A 24340-nucleotide genomic window follows, 5' to 3' on the forward strand; every position below is an offset into this window, starting at 1 on the left:
TATTCATGTATATTTATGCAATCAGACAGCATATTGCAAAAATAATCAGATCTGTATCAAAGTTATAACTTCAAGGAAACACGCTCACGCAGTACGTTCATCCTGGCGTGAGGCATTTACTTCGAGAATAGAATGAATAAACACGCATCTCAGCCACGCGCAATTTATTACGTCGTCGCGCTGCAAATTTGGGAATACTTCAGTTTTTACGGCATGCGCGCCCTGCTGATCCTGTATCTCACCAACCAACTCAAGTACAACGATACTCATGCGTATGCGTTGTTCAGCGCTTACTGTTCGCTGGTGTATGTCACGCCTATTCTTGGCGGATACCTGGCGGATAAGGTCCTTGGTAACCGTATGGCGGTGATGATTGGCGCATTGTTAATGGCGGTTGGACATCTGGTACTGGGTGCCAGTGAAATGGCGCCAGCGTTCCTATATTTATCTTTGGCGATCATTGTCTGCGGCTACGGTCTGTTTAAATCCAACATTAGCTGCCTGCTGGGTGAGCTGTATCACACCGACGATCCGCGCCGCGACGGCGGGTTCTCACTGCTCTACGCCGCCGGAAATATTGGTTCGATTATCGCCCCCATTGCCTGTGGCTATGTGCAGGAAGAATACAGCTGGGCGATGGGCTTCGCGCTGGCCACAATTGGTATGCTGGCAGGACTGGTGATTTTCTTGTGCGGCAACCGGCATTTCGCCCATACAACCGGCGTCAACAAAACGGTCCTGTGTGCCAGAACGTTTGTTCTGCCAAACTGGGCCTGGCTGTTAGTGCTGCTGGTCGCCGCACCGCTGCTAATTACCGTTCTGTTCTGGAAAGAGTGGTCCGTATATGCGCTAATCGTCGCCACCGTCATTGGTCTGGTCGTTCTGGCAAAAATTTACCGTCAGGCACAAACGCAAAAGCAGCGCAAAGAACTGGGGCTTATCGTCACGCTAACGTTCTTCAGTCTGTTATTCTGGGCCTTTGCACAGCAAGGCGGCAGCTCCATCAGCCTGTATATCGACCGCTTTGTGAATCGCGATATTCTGGGATATTCCATTCCTACCGCCATGTTCCAGTCGGTTAACGCCTTTGCCGTGATGCTGTGCGGCATCGTGCTGGCCTGGGTAGTCAAAGAAAGCGTCAGTGGTAATCGTACCGTGCGCATCTGGGGAAAATTTGCCCTCGGCCTGGGGTTGATGAGCGCCGGATTCTGTATTCTGACCTTAAGCGCCCGCTGGTCCGCCGCTTACGGCCACTCCTCGATGCCGCTGATGGTGTTGGGGCTGGCGGTAATGGGATTTGCCGAACTGTTTATCGACCCGGTCGCCATGTCGCAGATTACGCGCATTGAGATCCCTGGCGTCACCGGCGTGTTAACCGGAATCTATATGCTGCTGTCCGGCGCTATTGCCAACTATCTGGCGGGGGTGATTGCCGACCAGACGTCACAAGGTGCGTTTGATGCCTCCGGGGCCATCAACTATTCCATCAACGCGTATATTGACGTCTTTAGCGAAATTACCTGGGGTGCGTTGGCCTGCGTGGCGCTGGTGCTGCTGATTTGGCTGTATCAGTCACTTAAATTTAAAAAACGCGCGCTGGCGCTAGAGTCCTGAGTTAACAGGCCCGATGATGTCATATGGGTCGGGCCTGTTTTTTATCAGACGGTTACGCATTATTCGCTGCCAAATCCTCTTCAGCCAAACCGGTAATCAGTAATACCATTTCGCGATCTATTCCTTGTGCCAGCATGGTTAGCGCAATACGCAACGCGGCTTCTTGCTTACCTTGCTGTAGTCCTTGTTGCAGTCCTTCCTGTACTCCATCTAACCGTAACCGCTCCGCAATAGTCATCAGCCTCTCCTTGTGTTGGGGGATCCGTTGCGTCATCTCTTGCATAAATTCAGTGAAACGAGATTCATCGCCGGATTGCAGAATGTAATTAAACATCGCCTGTAGCTGCGTGTCATTAGTGCAACCTGTTAGTAGCAGTGTGCTCAGTTGCTCTACCAGCCCCATCAAATCCCGCTGACGGATATGCTTTTGCATCAGTTCCAGCAACGCCATTCGCCTGTGAGCCATGATGTCGTCATCTGGCACAACCGTTATATCCACCAGCGGAAATGCGCTGGCATAAAGTTGCTTTGCCGCCACGGGATCGGCGAACGCATCCAGCCAGCATAGTGAATACGGGTACGGGCTTCGACAGCCATGATAAAACAACATCGGAATAACCAGCGGTAATTCCTTGTACCCGGCAGCAACGCATTCATGCTACCGGATGGTAGTACGCAGAAATAAACCGCACTCTCACCCTTTGCGTGCCGCCTCGTAGGCCGCCAGCGTCGCTAGCCTGGCCTGTTTATGATCTACAATCGGACGGGGATAATCGAGGGTAACCTGCGCTTTTTCTGCCCACGTCCACGGATCGTGGATTGCTTTACCAGGTACCTCGTGCAACTCGGGAACCCACCGGCGGATAAACTCACCGTCGCGGTCGAATTTCTCCCCCTGAGTTGTAGGGTTAAAAATGCGGAAATACGGTGCAGCATCGGTTCCGGTAGACGCAGCCCATTGCCAGCCACCGTTATTGGCCGCCAGGTCGCCGTCGATCAGTTGCGACATGAAGTACTGCTCCCCTTTACGCCAGTCAATCAGCAGATCTTTTACCAGGAAGCTGGCGGTGATCATGCGTAAACGGTTATGCATCCAGCCGGTAGCGTTAAGCTGGCGCATCGCGGCATCAACAATGGGGTATCCCGTATTTCCCGTCTGCCACGCCTGAAGATGCGCCGCGTTGTTCTGCCATTGCACGCGGTCAGTCCAGCGAATAAACGGTTGATACCGACACAGCGCCGGATACCAGGTCATTAAATGTCGGTAAAATTCACGCCAGATAAGTTCATTTAGCCATACGCTCCCGGCACCGCCCTCTAGCGCCTTCGGCTGTTCGGCTAACAGACGGTTCAGGCATTGACGCGGCGACAACCCGCCCGTGGCCAGACTCGCAGACAAGCGACTGGTGCCTTCAATGGCCGGGTAATCACGCTGTTGTTCATAGTCACTCGCGGCCTGCTGACAAAACTGGCGTAACTGCGCGATAGCCCGTTTTTCTTGCGCCGGGAAAAGTGCTGCATCAAAATCCTGCTGCGGATAATTCAGCGTGAGTGGCGTTAACGGCGCGGTGAGCGCCCCACTATCCCGCACCATTGGCGCGCGAACACATTCCGGAATGCCGTCTTTAATTCGCTTCAGCCAGGCATTTTTAAACGGCGTAAAGACTTTATACATTTCGTGATTGCCGGTCATAACCGCGCCCGGGGGTAAGATCACACTGTCGTCAAAGCCTTCGCACACGACGTCAGGCAACTGCTTCTCGACCCTTGCATCACGCTGCCGTTCATTGATTTCATACTGATAGTTATAAAACAGTCGGCTGACGTCATGCTGCGCGCAAACACGTTTTACTGTCTCCACGCTGGCAGCAAAATCGGCAACTTCATGAAACAGCAGCGGGATCCCTTTTTCTGCCAACGCCGCATGTAGCGCATTCAACTGCACGCTGATAAACGCCGCCTGACGCGCAGACATATCATGCGCCGCCCATTGTTCTGGGGTGGCGATATATAGCGCCAGCACCCGGGCTGAACGATCCCGACACGCCGCCGCAAGAGCAAGATTGTCATGCAGGCGCAAATCACGCCGAAACCAGACCAGATGCGTGGTCATAAAACTCCCGCAGATAAATTAATTTTTGCCGCGCAAATCCAGAATTGCCGGCCAGAGTTCAAAATAACGTTGCCCGGACAGCCAGGTGTTCGGATGCTCGGCCATATAGTGTTTGATGAGCATTAACGGTGCAAGCAGTGGCTGCGCTTCACGTCGATAGCTATCGATTATCGAGGTCAGTTCCTGACGTTGATGCAGATCGAGTTGATTGCGGAAATAACCCTGAACGTGCATCAGGACATTGGTGTGATTACGTCGGGTTGCATTATTGAACAGCAAATGCGTCAGTCGTAAGCGGTACTCATTAAAAAACGCCTCAAGACTTTGCCATTCGTGGATGGCCGCAACGAAGGGGCCAAGTTCACGATACTCTGGCTGGGAATGCGCCAGCAGGATCAGTTTGTAGCGGGTGTGATAGTCAATCAACGCTCCGCGCGTTAGCCCCCGCTGGTGAAGCTTATACAGTTCATGCAATGCATAAATACGCACCAGGGTACTGTCGTCAAACGGGCAGGCTTCTCTGGCAGAACAACCAACCGCAGGTGCCGTAACACAGGTGTGGATACCCACAGGAATTCTCTTGCTCATCACGACTCCTTATCCGTTATTCGGGTAAGTGTAGACGTCCGTGCATAAAAAAACCGCCACATTGCTGTTGGCGGTTTTTTTAGCAATTACGATGACTTAATAGAAATCGCAGGTCGCTTTTTCAGCCTGATCCATCCACACCGGTTTATCACTGGTTTTCGACCAGACGCGGTGCAGGTAGCTGTAAAAACGGGCACGGTCTTTCCAGAACAGCATGACCGGCAGCGCCAGCACGCCCGCCACGACGGCGAAAGTACGGCGTAATAAGACAATGTGCGCTGGATATTCTTTATACAAGTCCATAATCCTCTCCCCTATATCTGTTCGGTGAATAGCACCGGAAAATAAATTTGGTTAACTGATGAAAATAATACCGCCTTGTGTGTAATTTTGCTACTCATCCGACCACTTATTTTTATCTATTGATGCTCCGTTTAGCCTGAAACTGTAATTAGGTTACATAAAAGTTAAATTAATACTAATCATTAGTTAAATAACGGTCTTTGCCATTTTTATACTTTTTTTACACCCCACCCGCCAATTTTTGCGAAATCTTTGCAACCAAAAACCTACGCTCTGGTTATCACATTGATGTCACAGGAGGTGCACCGTGAGTGCAGGCGTGATAACTGGCATTGTGCTGGTTTTTTTATTACTCGGTTATCTGGTGTATGCCCTGATTAAGGCGGAGGCGTTCTGATGGCGGCACAAGGATTTTTACTCATCGCCAGTTTCTTACTGGTGTTATTTGTCATCGCCAGACCGCTGGGTGCCGTGCTGGCACGACTCATCACCAACATCCCCCTTCCGGGCGTAACCGGTGTTGAGCGTATTCTCTGGCGCGGGTTAGGCGTTTCACAACATGAGATGAACTGGAAACAGTACCTGCTGGCGATCCTGATGCTCAATATCCTGGGTCTGCTGGTGCTGTTTTCCCTGCTGATGGCGCAAAACTTGTTACCACTGAATCCTCAGCAGCTACCGGGGCTGTCATGGCATCTTGCGCTGAATACCGCCGTGAGCTTTGTCACCAATACCAACTGGCAGTCTTACAGTGGCGAAACCACCTTAAGCTACTTTAGTCAGATGGCTGGCTTAACCGTGCAGAACTTCCTGTCTGCGGCGACCGGTATTGCGGTGATTTTTGCCCTAATCCGCGCCTTTACGCGCCAGAGTATGAATACCCTGGGCAATGCGTGGGTGGATCTGGTGCGCATTACGCTGTGGATCCTGCTCCCTCTTTCTCTGCTTATCGCCCTGTTCTTTATTCAGCAAGGCGCGCTGCAAAACCTGCTGCCCTATCAGTCATTTACTACCCTTGAAGGCGTAAAACAGCTGTTACCAATGGGACCGGTTGCCTCACAAGAGGCCATTAAAATGCTCGGTACCAACGGCGGCGGCTTCTTTAATGCTAACTCATCGCATCCGTTTGAAAACCCAACCGCCTTGACCAATATGGTACAGATGTTGGCTGTCTTTTGCATTCCTGCCGCCCTGTGCTTTGCCTTTGGCGACGTCGTAGGCGATCGCCGTCAGGGACGCACCTTACTGTGGGCCATGTCGCTGATTTTTGTCATCTGCGTGGCGATTGTGATGTGGGCGGAAGTTCAAGGAAACCCGCATCTGCTGGCATTTGGCGCAGACAGCAGTCTCAATATGGAAGGGAAAGAGAGCCGCTTTGGCGTACTGGTCAGCAGTCTGTTCGCGGTCGTCACAACGGCGGCCTCCTGTGGGGCGGTCATCGCGATGCACGACTCCTTCACCGCACTGGGCGGGATGGTACCGATGTGGTTGATGCAGATTGGCGAAGTGGTGTTCGGCGGCGTGGGCTCCGGTTTGTACGGCATGCTGCTGTTCGTCCTGCTGGCGGTGTTTATCGCCGGACTGATGATCGGGCGCACGCCGGAATATCTGGGTAAGAAAATCGACGTGCGGGAAATGAAAATGACCGCGCTGGCGATTCTGGTGACGCCTGCGCTGGTGCTGCTCGGTACAGCGATAGCCATGATGAGCGACGCCGGACGCAGCGCCATGCTCAACCCCGGCCCGCATGGTTTCAGCGAAGTACTGTACGCCGTGTCATCTGCCGCCAACAACAACGGCAGCGCCTTTGCCGGGTTAAGCGCTAACAGCCCCTTCTGGAACTGCCTGCTGGCGTTGTGCATGTTCTTCGGCCGCTTTGGGGTCATTATTCCAGTGATGGCAATTGCCGGTTCGCTGGTGGCTAAAAAGAGCCAACCGGCAAGCCAGGGGACGCTCCCCACTCACGGCCCACTGTTTGTCGGGTTGTTGATCGGTACAGTGTTACTGGTTGGCGCCCTTACCTTTATTCCTGCACTGGCGCTTGGCCCGGTCGCAGAATACCTCTCTTTACGTTGAGCGATACGGAGCACATTGTTATGAGTCGCAAACAACTGGCACTGTTCGAACCGTCTCTGGTCGCACACGCGCTGATGGACGCAGTCAAAAAGTTAAGCCCACATACTCAGTGGCGCAACCCGGTGATGTTTATCGTCTGGCTGGGCAGCCTGCTGACAACCTTGTTAACCGTTGCAATGGCAACCGGGCACATGACAGGCAATCCCCTGTTTACCGGTGCGATAAGCCTCTGGCTGTGGGTCACCGTCCTTTTTGCCAATTTTGCCGAAGCGCTGGCGGAAGGACGCAGTAAAGCTCAGGCCAACAGCCTGAAAGGCGTTAAGAAGACAGCGTTTGCCCGTAAATTGCGTGAACCGAAATACGGTGCAGAAATGGATCATGTTCCCGCAGAGGAACTACGCAAAGGCGATATCGTACTGGTGGAAGCAGGCGATATTATTCCCTGCGACGGCGAGGTGATTGAAGGCGGCGCATCGGTGGACGAAAGCGCCATTACCGGGGAATCTGCGCCGGTTATCCGTGAGTCCGGCGGTGATTTTGCTTCCGTAACCGGCGGGACCCGCATTCTTTCCGACTGGCTGGTTATCGAATGCAGCGTGAACCCCGGTGAAACCTTCCTCGACCGGATGATCGCCATGGTTGAAGGCGCCCAGCGGCGTAAGACGCCCAACGAAATCGCGCTGACAATCCTGCTGATAGCCCTGACCATCGTCTTTTTACTGGCAACCGCCACCCTGTGGCCGTTCTCCGCCTGGGGCGGCACTGCAGTTAGCGTCACGGTGCTGGTTGCCCTGCTGGTGTGCCTGATCCCGACAACTATTGGTGGGCTACTCTCGGCGATTGGCGTGGCCGGTATGAGCCGAATGCTCGGCGCGAACGTGATCGCCACCAGCGGGCGGGCGGTCGAAGCAGCAGGTGACGTCGACGTACTGTTGCTGGATAAAACCGGCACCATTACGCTGGGTAACCGTCAGGCATCAGATTTTATTCCCGCCCACGGTGTCGACGAAAAAACGCTGGCCGACGCGGCGCAGCTTTCATCACTGGCGGATGAAACGCCGGAAGGTCGCAGCATCGTGATTCTGGCAAAACAGCGCTTTAATCTGCGCATACGCGATGTGCAATCGCTGCACGCCACGTTTGTGCCGTTCACCGCGCAAAGCCGGATGAGCGGCATTAACATCGACAACCGCATGATCCGTAAAGGCTCGGTCGACGCCATTCGTCGTCACGTTGAGGCCAACGGCGGACACTTCCCTGCAGATGTCGAACAGAAAGTGGAAAACGTTGCCCGTCTTGGCGCGACGCCGCTGGTGGTTGTCGAAGGTTCGCGCGTTCTGGGCGTCATTGCCCTGAAAGATATCGTCAAAGGCGGGATCAAAGAACGGTTTGCCCAGCTACGCAAAATGGGTATCAAAACGGTGATGATTACCGGCGATAACCGTCTGACTGCCGCCGCGATTGCAGCGGAGGCCGGGGTTGACGACTTTTTAGCCGAAGCCACACCGGAAGCTAAGCTGGCGCTGATTCGTCAGTACCAGGCGGAAGGCCGTCTGGTGGCAATGACCGGTGACGGCACGAACGACGCCCCCGCACTGGCGCAGGCAGACGTTGCGGTCGCCATGAACTCCGGGACCCAGGCGGCTAAAGAAGCGGGCAACATGGTGGACCTTGATTCTAACCCCACCAAGCTTATCGAAGTGGTCCACATTGGCAAACAGATGCTGATGACGCGCGGTTCACTGACCACCTTCAGTATTGCCAACGACGTCGCCAAATATTTTGCCATTATTCCGGCGGCGTTTGCCGCCACCTATCCGCAGCTCAACGCGCTTAACGTGATGCGTCTGCATTCGCCGGATTCGGCAATCCTCAGCGCGGTTATCTTCAATGCGCTGGTGATTGTCTTTCTGATCCCACTGGCACTGAAAGGGGTGAGCTACAAACCGTTGTCCGCCTCCGCCATGTTACGCCGCAATCTGTGGATTTACGGCCTCGGCGGCCTGGTCGTGCCATTTATCGGCATTAAAGTGATTGATTTACTGCTGACCCTGCTGGGTCTGGTGTGAGGTTTCAGATGAGTGGATTACGTCCTGCATTATCAACATTATTTTTCCTGATGCTTATTACCGGCGGGGTCTACCCGCTGTTGACCACCGCACTGGGGCAGTGGTGGTTTCCCCATCAGGCCAACGGGTCGCTCATCCGCGAAGGTCAGACGATCCGCGGTTCTGAACGCATCGGGCAACACTTTACCGCCGCCGGATATTTTCAGGGACGCCCGTCAGCAACGGCGGAAATACCCTATAATCCAATGGGTTCGGGTGGAAGTAATCTGGCCGCCAGCAACCCGGAGCTGGATAAGCAACTGCAAAGCCGGATCGCCGCGCTGCGTGCCGCCAACCCGCAGGCCAGCCCTGTCGTTCCTGTGGAGTTAGTAACCGCATCCGCCAGCGGGCTGGATAATAACCTGACGCCAGAGGCCGTTGCCTGGCAGATTCCACGCGTGGCACATGCGCGCAACCTCAGCGTTGAAGAGGTTACGCAGTTGGTTGCACAATACACGCAAAAGCCGCTGGTCAGTTTTATCGGTCAACCGGTGGTGAACCTGGTGGAACTTAATTTAGCGCTGGATAAGCACTGAGACAAAGGACATGCATAGCGAACCCTTACGCCCCGATCCGGACCGTTTACTGGAACAAACGACCGCCCCGCATCGTGGAAAACTGAAAATTTTCTTCGGTGCCTGTGCCGGCGTGGGTAAAACCTGGGCCATGCTGGCAGAGGCCCAGCGGCTGCGGGCGCAAGGCCTGGATGTGTTGATCGGTGTGGTGGAAACCCACGGACGCAAAGAGACCGCCGCGCTGCTGGACGGTCTCGCCGTGCTGCCGTTAAAACGTCAGACTCACCGCGGGCGACGCATCAGCGAGTTCGATCTTGATGCGGCCCTCGCCCGCCGCCCGGCGCTGATATTAATGGACGAACTGGCGCACAGTAATGCGCCAGGCTCGCGCCATCCCCGCCGCTGGCAGGACATTGAAGAGTTGCTGGAAGCGGGCATTGATGTCTTTACTACCGTTAACGTGCAGCATCTGGAAAGCCTGAACGACGTGGTCAGCGGCGTGACCGGTATCCAAGTGCGTGAAACCGTCCCCGATCCCTTTTTCGATGCCGCCGATGATGTGGTGCTGGTCGATCTGCCGCCTGACGACTTACGCCAGCGCCTCAACGAAGGCAAGGTCTACATCGCCGGTCAGGCGGAACGGGCAATCGAACATTTCTTTCGCAAAGGTAATTTAATCGCCCTGCGCGAACTGGCCCTACGCCGTACCGCCGATCGAGTAGACGATCAAATGCGCGCCTGGCGAGGACGACCGGGAGAGGAAAAAGTCTGGCACACCCGCGACGCTATTTTGCTGTGTATTGGACACAATACCGGCAGTGAAAAGCTGGTACGCGCCGCCGCACGTCTGGCTGCTCGCCTTGGCAGCGTGTGGCACGCGGTGTATGTCGAAACCCCGGCGCTGCATCAGCTCCAGGAAAAACAGCGCCGTGCGATCTTAAGCGCGCTACGGCTGGCACAGGAACTGGGTGCGGAAACCGCCACCCTTTCCGATCCCGCCGAAGACAAGGCGGTGATTCGCTACGCCCGGGAGCATAACCTGGGAAAAATTGTGCTGGGACGGCCAACCACGCGCCGCTGGTGGCGCAGCGATTCCTTTGCCGACAAGCTGGCTCATCGTGCACCAGATCTCGATCTGATGATTGTCGCGTTGGACGAGCCTCCACCACGCGCGGCAGCCCAAACCATGGATACCCGCACCTTTAAGGATAAATGGCGGGTACAAATTCAGGGCTGTGTGGTGGCCGCCGCGCTGTGCGCCATCACCACGCTGATTGCCATGCAATGGCTGGTTACCTTTGATGCCGCCAATCTGGTGATGCTCTATCTGTTAGGCGTGGTGGTTATCGCCCTGTTTTATGGTCGTTGGCCCTCGGTAGTGGCGACCATGATCAACGTCGCCAGCTTCGATCTGTTCTTTATTGCGCCACGCGGGACGCTTGCCGTCTCAGACGTCCAGTATCTGCTCACTTTTGCGGTCATGTTAACGGTTGGTCTGGTTATTGGGAATCTGACCGCAGGCGTGCGCTATCAGGCGCGGGTCGCGCGTTATCGGGAGCAGCGAACGCGTCATCTGTATGAGATGTCCAAAGCGCTGGCCGTGGGACGTAGCCAGAAAGATATCGCCACCACCAGCGAACAGTTTATCGCCTCCACCTTTCAGGCCCGCAGCCAGGTGTTATTGCCGGATGAGCACGGAAAGCTGGCACCGCTGACAGAGCAGCAGGGCATGACGCCGTGGGATGACGCCATTGCCCAATGGAGTTTTGATAAAGGACAACCGGCAGGTGCCGGCACCGATACCCTCCCCGGCGTGCCGTATCAAATCTTGCCGCTGAAAAGCGCTGACAAAACGCACGGGCTGCTGGTAGTGGAGCCGGGAAACCTGCGTCAGTTGATGATCCCGGAGCAGCAGCGTCTGCTGGAAACCTTTACCCTGCTGGTTGCCAGTGCGCTCGAACGCCTGACGCTGACCGCCAGCGAAGAACTGGCGCGATTGGCCAGCGAACGAGAGAGCATCCGCAATGCCCTGCTGGCGGCCCTCTCCCATGATTTACGCACGCCACTCACGGTGCTGTTCGGTCAGGCGGAGATTTTAACGCTGGATCTCGCCAGCGAAGGTTCTCCCCACGCCCGCCAGGCCAGCGAAATTCGCCAGCACGTGCTCAATACCACCCGGCTGGTCAATAATTTGCTGGATATGGCGCGGATCCAATCTGGCGGCTTTAATCTTAAGAAGGAGTGGTTAACGCTGGAAGAAGTAGTAGGTAGCGCCCTGCAAATGCTGGAACCCGGCTTAGCCGCGCCGATTAATCTGTCGCTTCCGGCGCCGTTGACGCTGATTCACGTTGACGGTCCACTGTTTGAACGGGTGCTGATTAACCTGCTGGAAAACGCCATTAAGTACGCAGGTCCACAGGCACAAATCGGCATTGATGCGCAGGTAGAAGGTGAGCATCTGTTTCTGGATGTATGGGATAATGGCCCCGGCATTCCAGCGGGCCAAGAACACGCTATTTTCGACAAGTTCTCCCGGGGAAACAAAGAATCCTCTGTACCGGGCGTAGGGCTGGGACTGGCTATTTGTCAGGCGATTGTGAACGTACACGGCGGGACGATTACCGCCCACAATCGACCGCAGGGTGGCGCATGCTTCCGTGTTACACTCCCGCAGGAAACGCCCCCTGAACTTGAAGATTTTCATGAGGATATGTGACAAACGTACTGATTGTTGAAGATGAACAGGCCATTCGCCGCTTTCTGCGCACCGCGCTGGAAGCCGATGGCCTGCGCGTTTACGAAGCAGAAACGCTGCAACGTGGCCTGCTGGAAGCGGCCACGCGAAAACCCGATCTCATCATTCTCGATCTCGGCCTGCCGGACGGTGACGGCATCGATTTTATTCGCGACCTGCGACAATGGAGTGCCATCCCGGTGATTGTGCTTTCTGCCCGCAGTGAGGAGAGCGACAAAATCGCCGCGCTGGACGCCGGTGCCGATGATTATCTCAGCAAACCGTTTGGTATTGGCGAGCTGCAGGCGCGTTTACGCGTGGCCTTACGCCGCCACGCAACCGGGCAAACGCCCGAACCGGTGGTTCAATTCTCAAACATTAAAGTGGATATTGCCGCGCGGCTGGTACACCGTGGTGAAGAGGAAATACATCTGACGCCGATTGAGTTTCGCCTGCTTGCGGTCCTGCTGAACAACGCGGGTAAAGTGCTCACCCAACGCCAGTTGTTAAACCAGGTATGGGGACCCAATGCCGTCGAGCACAGCCACTACCTGCGAATCTATATGGGGCACTTGCGCCAGAAGCTCGAGCTGGACCCGGCCCGTCCACGTCACTTTATTACCGAAACCGGGATCGGCTATCGATTTATGCCGTGAACAGATGCTGAATAAAAAAGCCGGATCAGCATATAAGCTATCCGGCTTTTATAATTCATGCCGGATGGCGACGCGAGCATCGTCATCCGGTCTACGCCTTATGCGTTTTTCAGCACTTCGCTGACAATCTCAACCGCTTCTTTCTCAATCTGCTGGCGATGCTCAGCGCCGAGGAAGCTTTCACAGTAAATCTTGTAGGCGTCCTCGGTGCCGGACGGGCGTGCGGCAAACCAGCCGTTGTCGGTCATCACCTTCAGACCGCCAATGGAGGCACCGTTACCTGGTGCAGCGGTCAGACGTGCAGTGATCGGGTCACCGGCAAGCGTACTGGCGCTAACCATTTCCGGAGACAGTTTAGACAGCGCAGCTTTCTGCGCAGACGTCGCGGGAGCCTGTAAACGGTTGTAGCTTGGCGCACCAAAGCGCGCGGCCAGTTCATTATAGTGTTCCTGCGGATTTTTACCGGTAACCGCGGTAATTTCCGCCGCCAGCAGGCACATGATGATCCCGTCTTTGTCCGTCGACCATGGCGTACCGTCGAAACGCAGGAATGACGCGCCCGCGCTCTCTTCACCGCCAAAGCCAAAGCTGCCGTCAAACAGACCGTCAACGAACCATTTAAAGCCAACCGGCACTTCCACCAGCTTGCGACCCAGGTCATTCACCACGCGGTCAATCATCGCGGAGGACACCAGCGTTTTACCGACAGCAACCTCTTTGCCCCACTGCGGACGATGCTGGAACAGGTAGTTGATTGCCACCGCCAGATAATGGTTCGGGTTCATCAACCCAGCCGGGGTAACAATGCCGTGACGGTCGTAGTCCGGATCGTTGGCAAACGCCAGATCGAACTTATCACGCAGCGCCAACAGACCCGCCATGGCACACTCAGAAGAGCAGTCCATACGGATGGCGCCATCTTTGTCGAGATGCATAAAGCGGAAGGTCTGATCAACCTGATCGTTAACGATGGTCAGATTCAGTTTGTAGTGCTCAGCAATACGCTTCCAGTATTCGATACCGGAGCCACCCAGCGGATCAACACCCAGCGTCAGGCCCGCTTTCTGGATCGCGGCCATATCGACGATGTCTGCCAATCCTTCAACGAACGGTTGCACCAGATCCTGTTCTTTCACGTGACCCGACGCCAGCGCCGCATCCAGTGAAATACGTTTCACGCCGTTAAGGTCATCGGCCAGTAGTGCATTGGCCCTGTCTTCCACCACTTTAGTGACGTTAGTATCTGCCGGACCACCGTTTGGCGGGTTGTATTTAATCCCGCCATCTTCCGGCGGGTTATGGGACGGTGTGATCACAATACCGTCAGCCAACGGGCCGCCTTTTTTGTTGTGGACCAGGATAGCGTTAGACACGGCGGGCGTTGGCGTATAGCCGTTATTTTCCTGCACGATGACATCAACACCGTTTGCCGCCAGCACTTCCAGTACAGAGATAAATGCCGGTTCAGACAGCGCGTGAGTGTCCTTGCCCACATAACAAGGGCCAGTAATTCCGTTTTTCGCACGTTCTTCAGCAATCGCTTGAGCGATAGCCAGAATGTGCGGTTCGTTAAAACTGTGACGACCTGCACTGCCGCGATGCCCGGACGTACCGAACTTAACGGCGTGCTCTGCATTCCCTGCTTCTGGTTTCAGTACATAGTACTGTGCCGTCAGTTGGGCGACGTTAATCAAATCACTCTGTTGTGCAGGTTGACCTGCACGATTGTGGATTGCCATTGCCTGGTCCTTCTAATGCAAGGATTAAATTGTTCCGCAAACCTTTTCAATCAATTCCGCAGGGAATTGCATTGACTGCATGATGTGTTCAACCATGCTGCATTTACGGCCGGTATTCGTGTTGGTGATCACCCAATACGGCGTGCCTGGCACGTGTTTCGGCTTGGTTTGATTACCATTTTTCAGCAGCGTCTGTTCATCCGCTGCAAAATAGACGCGCGTGCGACCATGCAACGATTCTGTTGCCTCGGCAAACGCGTGTTGATCCAGTGAATAGAGTGTAGACAGCACCAGCATAAAGCGATTCACTGCTTTTTTCTGTTCCGCATATTCATCGGAAAGCAGCAGTTCACGCATGGCGCGCACTTTGTCTTTTACAGGGTTAACCGGCTTGGCTTCCACGACAGGTTGCACGGCGCGGACGTCTTTCACCACCGGCGTGGCAGGCTGTGATGCAGCGGAAAACTTCAACATACGCCGTAAAATGTCGGATGCGCTCTCGCCGATATGCTTGGTATGGCTGGCAATATAGCTATAGAGTTCATCATCAACTTCAATCGTTTTCATCTTAATCCAGTGCGGTGTTTAGCTGAATACAAGTTGTTGGGACTGTACACGCGTAGTGTAAAGGCAAATCCCAACAGCGGATAGCGTCAAGCCCGATGGCCGGAAAAACTCGGAGTAACCGTAGTTGTTGCAGCCGTGTGGCAGAATGGTCAACATGATACCCTAACCCGCTAGCGTGAAAAAAAGAACTTTGCCATGAAATTGAATATCCGAGCGCAATCTGCACAAAACCTGCACAATAATTCTCCCATCGTCCTGGTGCACGGGCTGTTTGGCAGCCTGGACAATCTGGGCATACTGGCCCGCTCTCTGGTTGTCGATCACAATATCATCCAGGTTGATATGCGAAATCATGGCCTCTCCCCCCGTTCTCCGGAGATGAACTACCCGGCGATGGCGCAAGATCTGCTGGATACGTTGGATGCCCAACAGATAGAAAAAGCCACCTTTATTGGCCATTCAATGGGGGGCAAAGCCGTGATGGCGCTAACCGCCCTGGCACCGGAACGTATCGATAAGCTGGTGGCTATCGATATTGCCCCGGTTGATTACCAGGTCCGCCGTCACGATGAGATATTTGCGGCGATTAATGCGGTGACGGATGCAGAAGCCGCGTCGCGCCAGCAGGCGGCTAGCGTGATGCGCCAACATCTTAAAGAAGAAGGCGTGATCCAGTTTCTGCTGAAATCATTTATAGACGGTGAATGGCGCTTTAACGTCCCGGTATTGTGGGATCAGTATCCGCATATTGTCGGCTGGGAAACCATTCCGGCCTGGGATCACCCGGCGCTGTTCATCCCTGGGGGGAACTCACCGTACGTTACTGAAGCGTATCGAGCCCCATTGCTGGCGCAATTTCCCCAGGCACGGGCACATGTTATTGCCGGCGCGGGCCATTGGGTGCATGCAGAAAAACCCGAAGCCGTGCTGCGCGCCATCCGTCGTTATCTGACAGAACAGGCTAACTGATTAAAAACTCAGCGTCCGCGCGCGATTACGTGCGTGGGCGTTGGCGCGCCTCCCCTGCTGATGTATGATGGCGCGCTATCCATCCGGGCAGACGCCTGGCTGATTGTTTCCCCGAAGTCACCAAGATCATGGCCAAAGAACAAACGGACCGTACGACATTAGATCTGTTCGCGCAGGAGCGTCGCCCGGGACGACCCAAAACCAATCCGCTTTCGCGTGATGAACAGTTACGTATTAACAAACGTAATCAGCTTAAACGCGACAAAGTTCGTGGGCTTAAGCGTGTCGAACTGAAACTGAACGCCGACGCCGTTGACGCGCTGAATGAGCTGGCTGATGCGCGTAATATGAGCCGCAGTGAACTCATTGAAGAAATGCTGATGATCCAACTCGCCACATTGCGTGGTCAGGCATAGTCTGAAATTCTGCTCTATACCCTAAATAATTCGAGTTGCATCAAGGCGGCGACGCAGCGAATCTCCAGGAGTGTACATAAGTACGTGACTGGGGTGAGCGAGGAAAGCCAACGCACATGCAGCTTGAAGTATGACGGGTATAAATCATAAATCGTGTAGCACAGAGTGCAGTCCAGCGTGTTTGCTGTTTCCGCATGCCTGACTGTTCTGCTATGATTGCCCTTATCCGTGGGCAATGCGCCACCACCATTTCAATAAGTTTCAAGAGGTTATTTTACTCATGGCAATCACTGGCATCTTTTTCGGCAGCGACACCGGTAATACCGAAAACATCGCAAAAATGATTCAAAAACAGCTTGGTAAAGACGTTGCCGATGTACATGACATTGCAAAAAGCAGCAAAGAAGACCTGGAAGGGTATGACATTCTGCTGCTCGGCATCCCGACCTGGTACTACGGCGAAGCGCAGTGTGACTGGGACGACTTCTTCCCGACCCTCGAAGACATTGATTTTAACGGTAAACTGGTTGCTTTGTTTGGCTGTGGCGATCAGGAAGATTACGCAGAATATTTCTGCGATGCGTTAGGCACGATTCGCGACATCATCGAACCGCGCGGCGCAACCATCGTCGGTCACTGGCCAACGGCGGGTTACCACTTTGAAGCATCCAAAGGTTTGGCTGACGACGACCACTTTGTCGGCCTGGCTATCGATGAAGATCGCCAGCCTGAACTGACCGCAGAACGCGTTGAAAAATGGGTTAAGCAGATTTCAGCGGAACTGCATCTCGACGAGATTATTAACGCCTAATTTCGTGCGGCGCAGATCTTCATCTGTGCCGCATCAATAGATAAAACCAATCAAAATAATTGCTACAAATTTGTAACTTTCTCGCCTGACCCTGTACAATGGCTGGATGCCAATCGGGTATTGCACAGTGTGTTTGTTGGCGATACCACGTTTTGATTAACAATATTTGCCAGAGGCTTGCAGTTTTCATTTAGGCGTGGCAGTTCTATAATGATACGCATTATCTCAAGTGCATTTTCTGTCACTTCTTTTAATGAAGTGAACCGTTTAGCTACAGGACAGATTCCGCATGACTGACAACAATACCGCATTAAAGAAGGCTGGCCTGAAAGTAACGCTTCCTCGTTTAAAAATTCTGGAAGTTCTTCAGGGACCGGATAACCATCACGTCAGTGCGGAAGACTTATATAAACGCCTGATCGACATGGGTGAAGAGATTGGTCTGGCGACCGTGTATCGCGTGCTGAACCAGTTTGATGATGCCGGTATCGTAACCCGCCATAATTTCGAAGGGGGCAAGTCCGTCTTCGAACTGACTCAACAGCATCATCACGATCACCTGATTTGCCTCGACTGTGGCAAAGTGGTCGAATTCAGCGATGACTCTATCGAAGCGCGCCAGCGTGAGATTGCCACTAAACATGGTATTCGTTTAACGAATCATAGCCTCTATCTTTACGGCCACTGCGCTGAAGGCGATTGCCGCGAAGATGAGCATGCGCACGACGGTGTTGCAAAATAAGTTTTGAATCACGTCAGTCCCCCGCTCAACGTTGAGCCGGGGATTAACGTATCAGTAAAATTTAAGTACGAAATAGTCACAATCACCGCCAACCATCCGCCGACTATCCGCAAAATGTGATAACCTCCCCCGCGGTTAAATCAAAATAACACGCGTAGAAAACGTGATGGCTCAAAAACTCCAAATGAGCCATGATGTCCCACAACATTTTATTTTTGTTACTATTATATGCGCACCAGACGTTAGAACCCGCATGGAACAGTTAAGAGGCTCACGGTGTTAAAAGAAGAGATCTTTGCATTTTTGGCAGAAGAGACCCGTCATTTTTCTTTTGACTCGCTGGACGACTTTCATACGGCCCAAACGATGGCAGAACACTTCAATGTGAAGCGTAATACCATCAGCCACTATCTGAATCAGCTCATTGACGATAATCTGGTCATAAAACTGAATACCCGGCCCGTCTATTTTCTGCACAAAGCCGTTTTTGAAGAACAGTTTTTTCGTGTCAGTCAGTCCGTCTTCTCAGGCGCCGCTGAGCTAAAAAAGCATCAATATAAACAACAAGACACGTTTGCCGGATTGATCGGTTCCCAGGGAAGTTTAGTCCCCGTTATAGAAAAATTGAATACCGCGATCTGTTATCCCCCTCACGGTCTGTCAGTAATGCTGTATGGCCCGACCGGCAGCGGTAAGAGCATGCTGGCACAATTATCCTGGCAGCGAGCTGTGGAGAAGAAAATCCTGCCCCCCACCGCGCCATTTATTGCGTTCAATTGTGCTCAATATGCCAACAACCCTGAATTACTTTCGAGTCACCTCTTTGGCTATATCAAAGGTGCATTTACAGGGGCAGATAAAACCAGCGAAGGACTTCTGCAAAAAGCCGATGGAGGGGTGCTATTTCTGGATGAGATCCACCGCTTACATCCGGAGGGTCAGGAAAAGTTATTCACCTTTATGGATACCGGGCGTTTTCGTCGCATGGGGGAAAGCGAAAAAGAAATCAGCGCTCAGGTCAGACTGGTTTTCGCCACAACCGTCTCGCCCAAAGAGTATTTTCTGGACACGTTTATACGTCGTATCCCGCTGAATATTGCCATTCCTTCGTTGGAACAGCGCGGTGAAGCGGAAAAAATCCAGTTTATTTATGCCTTTTTCCTGCATGAGTCGAAACTGCTCAAGCGCAATATCAAACTGTCCCCACAGGTGCTGAACGTCTTAAAACGACACATCTACAGCGGAAATATCGGTGAATTAAAAAATACCATCACCTGCCTGAGTGCCACGCGTTTTGCAAAGTCTCAAGCAGATCAGTGCCTCTCTTTACACTTAGACGATCTACCAGACAGCTTTATGCCGCATGGTGTGCAAATTAATCACCAGGTTGTAGGAACCGCTGTCGTATTTACCCCTTCGATGACGCTACAGCAATTGGTTCTCCCTGTAGTACCGTTGAACTATTTTATTAGTGAATTCTGGGATAAGATCTTCAGCCTGTTTCAGCAAAATAGCGAAAATGTACTGCTCCCAGAAGTCTCTCGTGAAATCGATACGCTGTTCGATAAGATCATATTTAACCCAACGGCACAAAACGATCACCCGGCCATTTATTCACATCTCAATACTATCCAGGATATTGTTCAGCAGATAGAAAGCAAACATTCGGTCCAATTTAACGGTAATCGACTGTACGGCTTAGCATGGTATTTATTTACTAAAAATAAGCAGGGTAATGACGGCATCCTGGCGCATAAAAAAACGCTCAAAAATTTACATCAGTATATTAGCCAACATTTGGCAGAAGAGAACCTGATTGCGAGTATGTTATCAACACAGATCGCCCAGCGATTTGATCTCAAGATTACCCAGGAAGATGACGTTTTCTTCACGCTATATTTGAAAAGTATGAAGATGGTGACCGTTGCACCACGAACCAAAGCGGTCATTCTGGCACATGGCTATGCAACGGCCAGCAGTATTGCCAATGTCGTGAACCGCATGTTGGGTGAAACCCTTTTTGCCTCCTTCGATATGCCTATCGACACGGCCATCAAAGATATCGCCAGTAATATACTGCAGTACATTAATGATAATGATATGTCCAATGGGCTGGTCATTCTGGTAGATATGGGGTCGTTAACGGATATTTACTCTGAGTTCAATAAAAGCATCCATTTCCCTGTCGCCATTATTAATAATGTCTCCACGGCAATGGCGCTACACGTCGGTGAGTTATTATTAGATAACGCTCCGCTGGAAAGCATTGTTGAGAACGTCACCTCTTACCAAAAGAATGACAGTAAAATCATCTATTCAGAGCAGGTCAAACGTCCAGTAATCATTACCAGCTGCTATACCGGAATGGGTACGGCGCAGCGAATACAGACATTGCTGGAAGACAGTATTCCGAAAGAAGCAGGGGTGGATGTTATCGCCTATGACCACCAGCTACTGCTTTCAGAGTCCTCCCGCCAGTCACTGTCTCAGTTCTATGACATTATTGCTGTTGTCGGAACAGCTAATCCGGATATCCCCTTTATTCCCTATATTTCATTGGATGACCTGATCAGCGGCCGGGGTGATGTTCGCCTGGAAACGGTTTTCCAGGGCATTGCTGATACCGATATGATTCAGACCATCAACGACAGATTGGTACATAACTTTTCGCTCAAGCGGGTCATCGCTCAGTTGACGATTCTGGATACCGGAAAAATCCTTGAGCACCTTGATATCTGTATCAGTACTCTCGAAAGATTACTCAAAAAACGCTTAGCCAATGAGACGAAGATTAACCTGTATGTCCATGCCAGCTGCATGCTGGAACGTTTGATTCGTCAGATTCCTCTTGAGAACTACCCGGCACAGCAGACGCTTAGTCAAAGTGATAAAGAAACACTGTGCATGATTCAGGATGCCTTTAGTGTCATAGAAGATACCTATAGTGTCACCATTCCGTTCAGCGAAATCGGCTATATTTACGATATCATAAAATCAAATTAATCCTTTAAAATCATAATGATGGATTAACCCCCCCCCCATCTCACCTCCTTCCGCTTTGACATTAGCTGGCATGATTCCTGCTATCTCAATTCAGTCTCATCATTTATGGCGACACCTGTAGTGTCGTCACTCATTGTGGAGCATGGAGCGGTATGCGTAAGTTTTTGTTCGCCAGTCATGGCAGATTTGCTGATGGAATCAGGGATTCACTGGAAATGGTCGTGGGTAAAAATGAAGATATTTCCACGCTGTGTGCCTACACCGAGGATGTGCCTGATATCAAACTCAGCGTACAAAAATTCATGAGCACGTTGGGCAGCCAAGATGAAGCCATTGTGATCACCGATATCTCTAAGGGAAGCGTGACTAACGAGTTTATTACTCATCTTGACGATCCGCGCCTGCATTTAATCACTGGACTCAATTTACCGTTACTGATTGCATTGATTCTGGAAAACCCCGATACCGACGACACCCAAGCGCTAATTAGAACCGCCGTTCTGGAATCCAAAGAAACCATCCAGTACTGCAATGATGTGTTATTCAACAGCACCCCAAAATCAGATGATTTTTAATGCCAGGAGCGAACATGAAAAATAAAGTTGAAACGTTATTTGGTGACAATAAATTCATTCTTGCCATGCTGCATTTGAAAGGTGAAAACGACCGTGATGTCCTCGAAAATGCAAAAAAAGAGATCGCTATCTATCAACAAAATGGCGTAGATGCGGTGATTGTTGAAAACTATTTTGGCACCCCTGCACAAGTTGAAAGCGTGCTGCATTACCTCGACAGCACTCAACCGGGTATTACCTACGGCGTCAATCTGTTAGACGATGATAAGAAAGGGTTTGAGTTAGCCAAAAAATATCACGCCAGCTTTATCCAGTTAGATTCTGTTGCCGGACATTTGCCTGTCGATGAAGACCTCTCATTTGCCCAATTTATTGAGGAAAATCGTCGCAATGCTTCTTTTGCCGTATTCGGTGGTGTACGTTTCAAGTATCAACCCTACAAATCTGGACGCAGCTTGCAGGAAGACCTGACGCTAGGGATGCAACGCTGTGACGCCATTGTCGTCACCGGTGATGCCACCGGACAGGAAACAGATGAAGATAAAATCCGCGAATTCAGGGCCATCATTGGTGACTTTCCATTAATTATTGGTGCCGGGATCACCCTCGACAATTGTCAGCATCAGTTGACCATGGGTTCAGGTGCAGTGGTAGGAAGTTATTTCAAAGATACCTATAAAGACACCGGCGATGTCTGTGCCGAACACGTTTCACAGCTAATGCAAAAGGTTAAACAAAATGATTAAATTATTACGTGTAGACCATCGCTTATTACATGGCCAAGTAGCTTTTGCCTGGACTGCGGCGCTGCAGGCCGATTGCATTCTTATTGCCAATGATGACATCATCAATGATGAGTTAAAAATGACGGCCATGCGCCTGGCGCGACCGAATAACGTTAAATTGGTTATTAAAAATATTGCAGATTCGATCAAAGCCTTACAAAGCGGCGCGACAGAAAAATATAACCTCTTTATTGTTGTTGCATCGATTAATGATGCACACGCGTTGGCAATGGAATACGAAAAAATTGTCAGTATCAATCTGGGTGGGATTAAATCTGCACCGGGCACGCGTCAAATATCAAAAGCCATATTTATTACCGACCACGACGTTACACAATTAAAAGAACTGGATAACAAAGGTGTCGAACTTGAGATCAGGCAAGTACCGAACGATACCCGACTGAAAGCTATCGCCTTACTGGGATGAGGTAGTGGATATGAGCTTACTAATGCAATCCTTTTTATTGGGTGGTTTATCCTGTGTCGGTTACCTGGACTCCATCTTCGGTACCGCCATGCTCCGACGTCCGATCGTAATGGGGCCGTTGGTGGGGCTAATTATGGGCGATCTCACCAATGGCATCATTATTGGTTCGGCCATTGAACTTGTGCTGTTAGGCGCATTCCAGATTGGCGCATCTAATCCCCCTGATGTGACGTCTGGCGGTATTTTAGGCACCGCCTTTGCCATTGCCTCTGGGCAAAACGTGGCCACTGCCGTAGCTCTTGCGGTACCTATTGCTACGTTGGTATTGGTATTACAAAACGCCGTGTATATCTTTGTCTTGCCGATATTTTGCCGTCGCGCAGACAAACATGCGTTAAATGCCAATATCAGCGGCGTAGTCCGCATGCATATTTACTCTACCCTCGCCTGTTCCGTGCCGTTTGCGATTCTGGTTGGTTTTGCTTTTTATGTTGGGACGCCGGTGGTTAATGCCATTCTCGAATCGATCCCCAAAGATATTATGACGGGAATGACTATCGCCACGGGCATCTTACCGGCGCTCGGTTTTGCCATGCTGGCGAGAATGATCATCAACAAAAAAGTATTCCCCTATTTCTTCTTTGGTTTTCTACTAGCGGCATATTTAAAACTACCGCTGGTCGGGATCGCCCTGTTTGGCCTGTTCCTCGCAATCGTACTCGTTAATAACGAAGCAAAAAAACAAGAGGTCATCGATGACAACGAATTCTGATGTCAAAATTACCAAACGCGATCTCTGGAGCGTCTATTTCCGCTCATTGACCATGGAATCGTCATGGAACTATGAGCGTATGATGCATATGGGTTATACCTTTTCGATGGTGCCCATTATCCGTAAAACGTGTAAAACCGACCAGGAAATCTCCGACGCGCTGGTCCGGCATTTGGAGTTTTTTAATACCACGCCTCACTTGTCGACGCTGCCGCTGGGGATTACGTCCGCCATGGAAGAGCGCCGGATGCTCGACGATGACTTCGACGCCAGCTCAATCAACGCCGTGAAGGCATCGCTGATGGGTCCATTAGCGGGTATTGGTGATTCATTCTTCTGGGGAACGCTGCGTATTATCGCCGCGGGGTTGGGGATTTCATTAGCATCATCCGGCAATATTCTGGGACCGCTACTGTTCCTGCTGGTGTTTAACATTCCCCACTACTTTATCCGCTACTTCTGTTTGATGGGCGGTTACCGACTGGGTGCTGATTTCTTCAAAAAAATGGAGGAGTCGGGAATGATGCAGAAAATCACCTACGGTGCGGCAATATTGGGGCTGATGGTCATAGGAGGAATGACCGCCACCATGGTCTCATTGAACGTTCCCTTTGTGATTGGCGAAGGTGCTTATGCCGTGCCGTTACAAAAGATTTTAAACGATATTATGCCGTGTCTGTTACCGATGGGGGCATTTGGCGTAATGTATTATCTGTTAGGGAAGAACATCCAAATTTCCCGCATTCTTATTGGCATCGTTGTCGTATCAATACTGGGTGCCTATTTGAATATTCTGGGTTAACAAAAACAGCAACGGGCGGAGACTA

General features: G+C 51.9%; 23 protein-coding genes and 1 pseudogene. 18 read left to right on the forward strand and 6 right to left on the reverse strand.

Annotated features, from left to right (window positions below):
- Nucleotides 1-132: 132 nt before the first annotated feature.
- Nucleotides 133-1614: a dipeptide permease DtpD gene (dtpD, locus tag AC3ITF_RS15670; RefSeq protein WP_489175820.1), complete on the forward strand. Its 1482-nt coding sequence runs from the start codon at nt 133-135 to the stop codon at nt 1612-1614.
- 52 nt (nt 1615-1666) lie between these two features.
- On the opposite strand, the pseudogene AC3ITF_RS15675 reads toward dtpD, so the two are convergent.
- The 4 genes and pseudogenes from AC3ITF_RS15675 to AC3ITF_RS15690 form a co-directional block, all read right to left on the reverse strand.
- Nucleotides 1667-2257 (reverse strand): annotated as a pseudogene (locus AC3ITF_RS15675) (Rpn family recombination-promoting nuclease/putative transposase); the annotation flags it as partial.
- Nucleotides 2258-2308: 51 nt separating this feature from the next.
- A complete protein-coding gene (gene phrB / locus AC3ITF_RS15680; RefSeq protein ID WP_489175821.1) occupies nt 2309-3727 on the reverse strand; it encodes a deoxyribodipyrimidine photo-lyase in 1419 nt (472 codons plus the stop codon).
- A gap of 18 nt (nt 3728-3745) precedes the next feature.
- Complete coding sequence (locus tag AC3ITF_RS15685) at nt 3746-4315, reverse strand: DUF1722 domain-containing protein (RefSeq protein WP_137400299.1); 570 nt, start codon at nt 4313-4315, stop codon at nt 3746-3748.
- A 96-nt stretch (nt 4316-4411) separates the two neighbouring features.
- Nucleotides 4412-4618 (reverse strand): YbfA family protein, encoded by a 207-nt coding sequence (locus tag AC3ITF_RS15690; protein WP_096757857.1) that lies wholly within the window; start codon nt 4616-4618, stop codon nt 4412-4414.
- A 307-nt stretch (nt 4619-4925) separates the two neighbouring features.
- Here AC3ITF_RS15690 and kdpF point away from each other — a divergent pair, with 307 nt between their 5' ends.
- The 6 genes from kdpF to kdpE are packed head-to-tail and all read left to right on the forward strand — an operon-like array spanning nt 4926 to nt 12707.
- Entirely contained in the window at nt 4926-5015 is a 90-nt protein-coding gene (gene kdpF / locus AC3ITF_RS15695) for a K(+)-transporting ATPase subunit F (protein ID WP_008456132.1), read from the forward strand.
- Complete coding sequence (gene kdpA, locus AC3ITF_RS15700; protein ID WP_137362424.1) at nt 5015-6694, forward strand: potassium-transporting ATPase subunit KdpA; 1680 nt, start codon at nt 5015-5017, stop codon at nt 6692-6694. Before kdpF ends, kdpA begins: the two co-directional genes overlap by 1 nt.
- A gap of 20 nt (nt 6695-6714) precedes the next feature.
- Nucleotides 6715-8763 carry a potassium-transporting ATPase subunit KdpB gene (kdpB, locus tag AC3ITF_RS15705; RefSeq protein WP_117342241.1) on the forward strand — a complete coding sequence of 683 codons (2049 nt, stop codon included), beginning with the start codon at nt 6715-6717 and terminating at the stop codon, nt 8761-8763.
- Nucleotides 8764-8771: 8 nt separating this feature from the next.
- Nucleotides 8772-9338, forward strand: a complete 567-nt coding sequence (kdpC, locus tag AC3ITF_RS15710) for a potassium-transporting ATPase subunit KdpC (protein WP_115259069.1) — start codon at nt 8772-8774, stop codon at nt 9336-9338.
- A gap of 10 nt (nt 9339-9348) precedes the next feature.
- Nucleotides 9349-12033 carry a two-component system sensor histidine kinase KdpD gene (gene kdpD, locus AC3ITF_RS15715; protein WP_489175822.1) on the forward strand — a complete coding sequence of 895 codons (2685 nt, stop codon included), beginning with the start codon at nt 9349-9351 and terminating at the stop codon, nt 12031-12033.
- Nucleotides 12030-12707, forward strand: a complete 678-nt coding sequence (kdpE, locus tag AC3ITF_RS15720; RefSeq protein ID WP_115259071.1) for a two-component system response regulator KdpE — start codon at nt 12030-12032, stop codon at nt 12705-12707. Before kdpD ends, kdpE begins: the two co-directional genes overlap by 4 nt.
- Before the next feature lie 98 nt (nt 12708-12805).
- Here the strand turns inward: kdpE and pgm are convergent, their stop codons facing one another.
- Together pgm and seqA are read right to left on the reverse strand one after the other, a co-directional pair.
- A complete protein-coding gene (pgm, locus tag AC3ITF_RS15725) occupies nt 12806-14446 on the reverse strand; it encodes a phosphoglucomutase (alpha-D-glucose-1,6-bisphosphate-dependent) (protein ID WP_146717162.1) in 1641 nt (546 codons plus the stop codon).
- Between the two features lie 24 nt (nt 14447-14470).
- The gene (gene seqA, locus AC3ITF_RS15730) at nt 14471-15013 is read right to left on the reverse strand and encodes a replication initiation negative regulator SeqA (RefSeq protein ID WP_096757864.1); all 543 of its coding nucleotides are present in this window, start codon (nt 15011-15013) and stop codon (nt 14471-14473) included.
- A 195-nt stretch (nt 15014-15208) separates the two neighbouring features.
- On the opposite strand from seqA, the gene ybfF reads away from it, so the two are divergent.
- From ybfF to AC3ITF_RS15785, 11 genes are all read left to right on the forward strand, one after another.
- Entirely contained in the window at nt 15209-15982 is a 774-nt protein-coding gene (ybfF, locus tag AC3ITF_RS15735; RefSeq protein ID WP_096757866.1) for an esterase, read from the forward strand.
- A gap of 128 nt (nt 15983-16110) precedes the next feature.
- The gene (gene ybfE, locus AC3ITF_RS15740; protein WP_096757867.1) at nt 16111-16398 is read left to right on the forward strand and encodes a LexA regulated protein; all 288 of its coding nucleotides are present in this window, start codon (nt 16111-16113) and stop codon (nt 16396-16398) included.
- A gap of 280 nt (nt 16399-16678) precedes the next feature.
- Nucleotides 16679-17209 (forward strand): flavodoxin FldA, encoded by a 531-nt coding sequence (fldA, locus tag AC3ITF_RS15745; RefSeq protein WP_167456047.1) that lies wholly within the window; start codon nt 16679-16681, stop codon nt 17207-17209.
- A 210-nt stretch (nt 17210-17419) separates the two neighbouring features.
- Nucleotides 17420-17506: a ryhB-regulated fur leader peptide gene (locus AC3ITF_RS15750; protein ID WP_117342237.1), complete on the forward strand. Its 87-nt coding sequence runs from the start codon at nt 17420-17422 to the stop codon at nt 17504-17506.
- The gene (gene fur, locus AC3ITF_RS15755; protein ID WP_117342236.1) at nt 17499-17951 is read left to right on the forward strand and encodes a ferric iron uptake transcriptional regulator; all 453 of its coding nucleotides are present in this window, start codon (nt 17499-17501) and stop codon (nt 17949-17951) included. The genes AC3ITF_RS15750 and fur overlap by 8 nt, the downstream gene beginning before the upstream one ends.
- Before the next feature lie 276 nt (nt 17952-18227).
- On the forward strand, nt 18228-20954 hold the full coding sequence (locus AC3ITF_RS15760; RefSeq protein WP_181694896.1) for a sigma-54-dependent transcriptional regulator: 2727 nt from the start codon (nt 18228-18230) through the stop codon (nt 20952-20954).
- Between the two features lie 152 nt (nt 20955-21106).
- Complete coding sequence (locus tag AC3ITF_RS15765) at nt 21107-21529, forward strand: PTS sugar transporter subunit IIA (protein ID WP_115259080.1); 423 nt, start codon at nt 21107-21109, stop codon at nt 21527-21529.
- 14 nt (nt 21530-21543) lie between these two features.
- Nucleotides 21544-22275 (forward strand): BtpA/SgcQ family protein, encoded by a 732-nt coding sequence (locus AC3ITF_RS15770; protein WP_197970841.1) that lies wholly within the window; start codon nt 21544-21546, stop codon nt 22273-22275.
- The gene (locus AC3ITF_RS15775; protein WP_115259083.1) at nt 22268-22741 is read left to right on the forward strand and encodes a PTS sugar transporter subunit IIB; all 474 of its coding nucleotides are present in this window, start codon (nt 22268-22270) and stop codon (nt 22739-22741) included. Before AC3ITF_RS15770 ends, AC3ITF_RS15775 begins: the two co-directional genes overlap by 8 nt.
- A gap of 10 nt (nt 22742-22751) precedes the next feature.
- Nucleotides 22752-23513 carry a PTS mannose/fructose/sorbose/N-acetylgalactosamine transporter subunit IIC gene (locus tag AC3ITF_RS15780; protein WP_115259084.1) on the forward strand — a complete coding sequence of 254 codons (762 nt, stop codon included), beginning with the start codon at nt 22752-22754 and terminating at the stop codon, nt 23511-23513.
- Complete coding sequence (locus AC3ITF_RS15785; RefSeq protein ID WP_115259085.1) at nt 23497-24315, forward strand: PTS system mannose/fructose/sorbose family transporter subunit IID; 819 nt, start codon at nt 23497-23499, stop codon at nt 24313-24315. Before AC3ITF_RS15780 ends, AC3ITF_RS15785 begins: the two co-directional genes overlap by 17 nt.
- The last annotated feature ends 25 nt before the right edge of the window (nt 24316-24340 follow it).

The organism is Citrobacter sp. KH_055_1 (assembly GCF_057838705.1).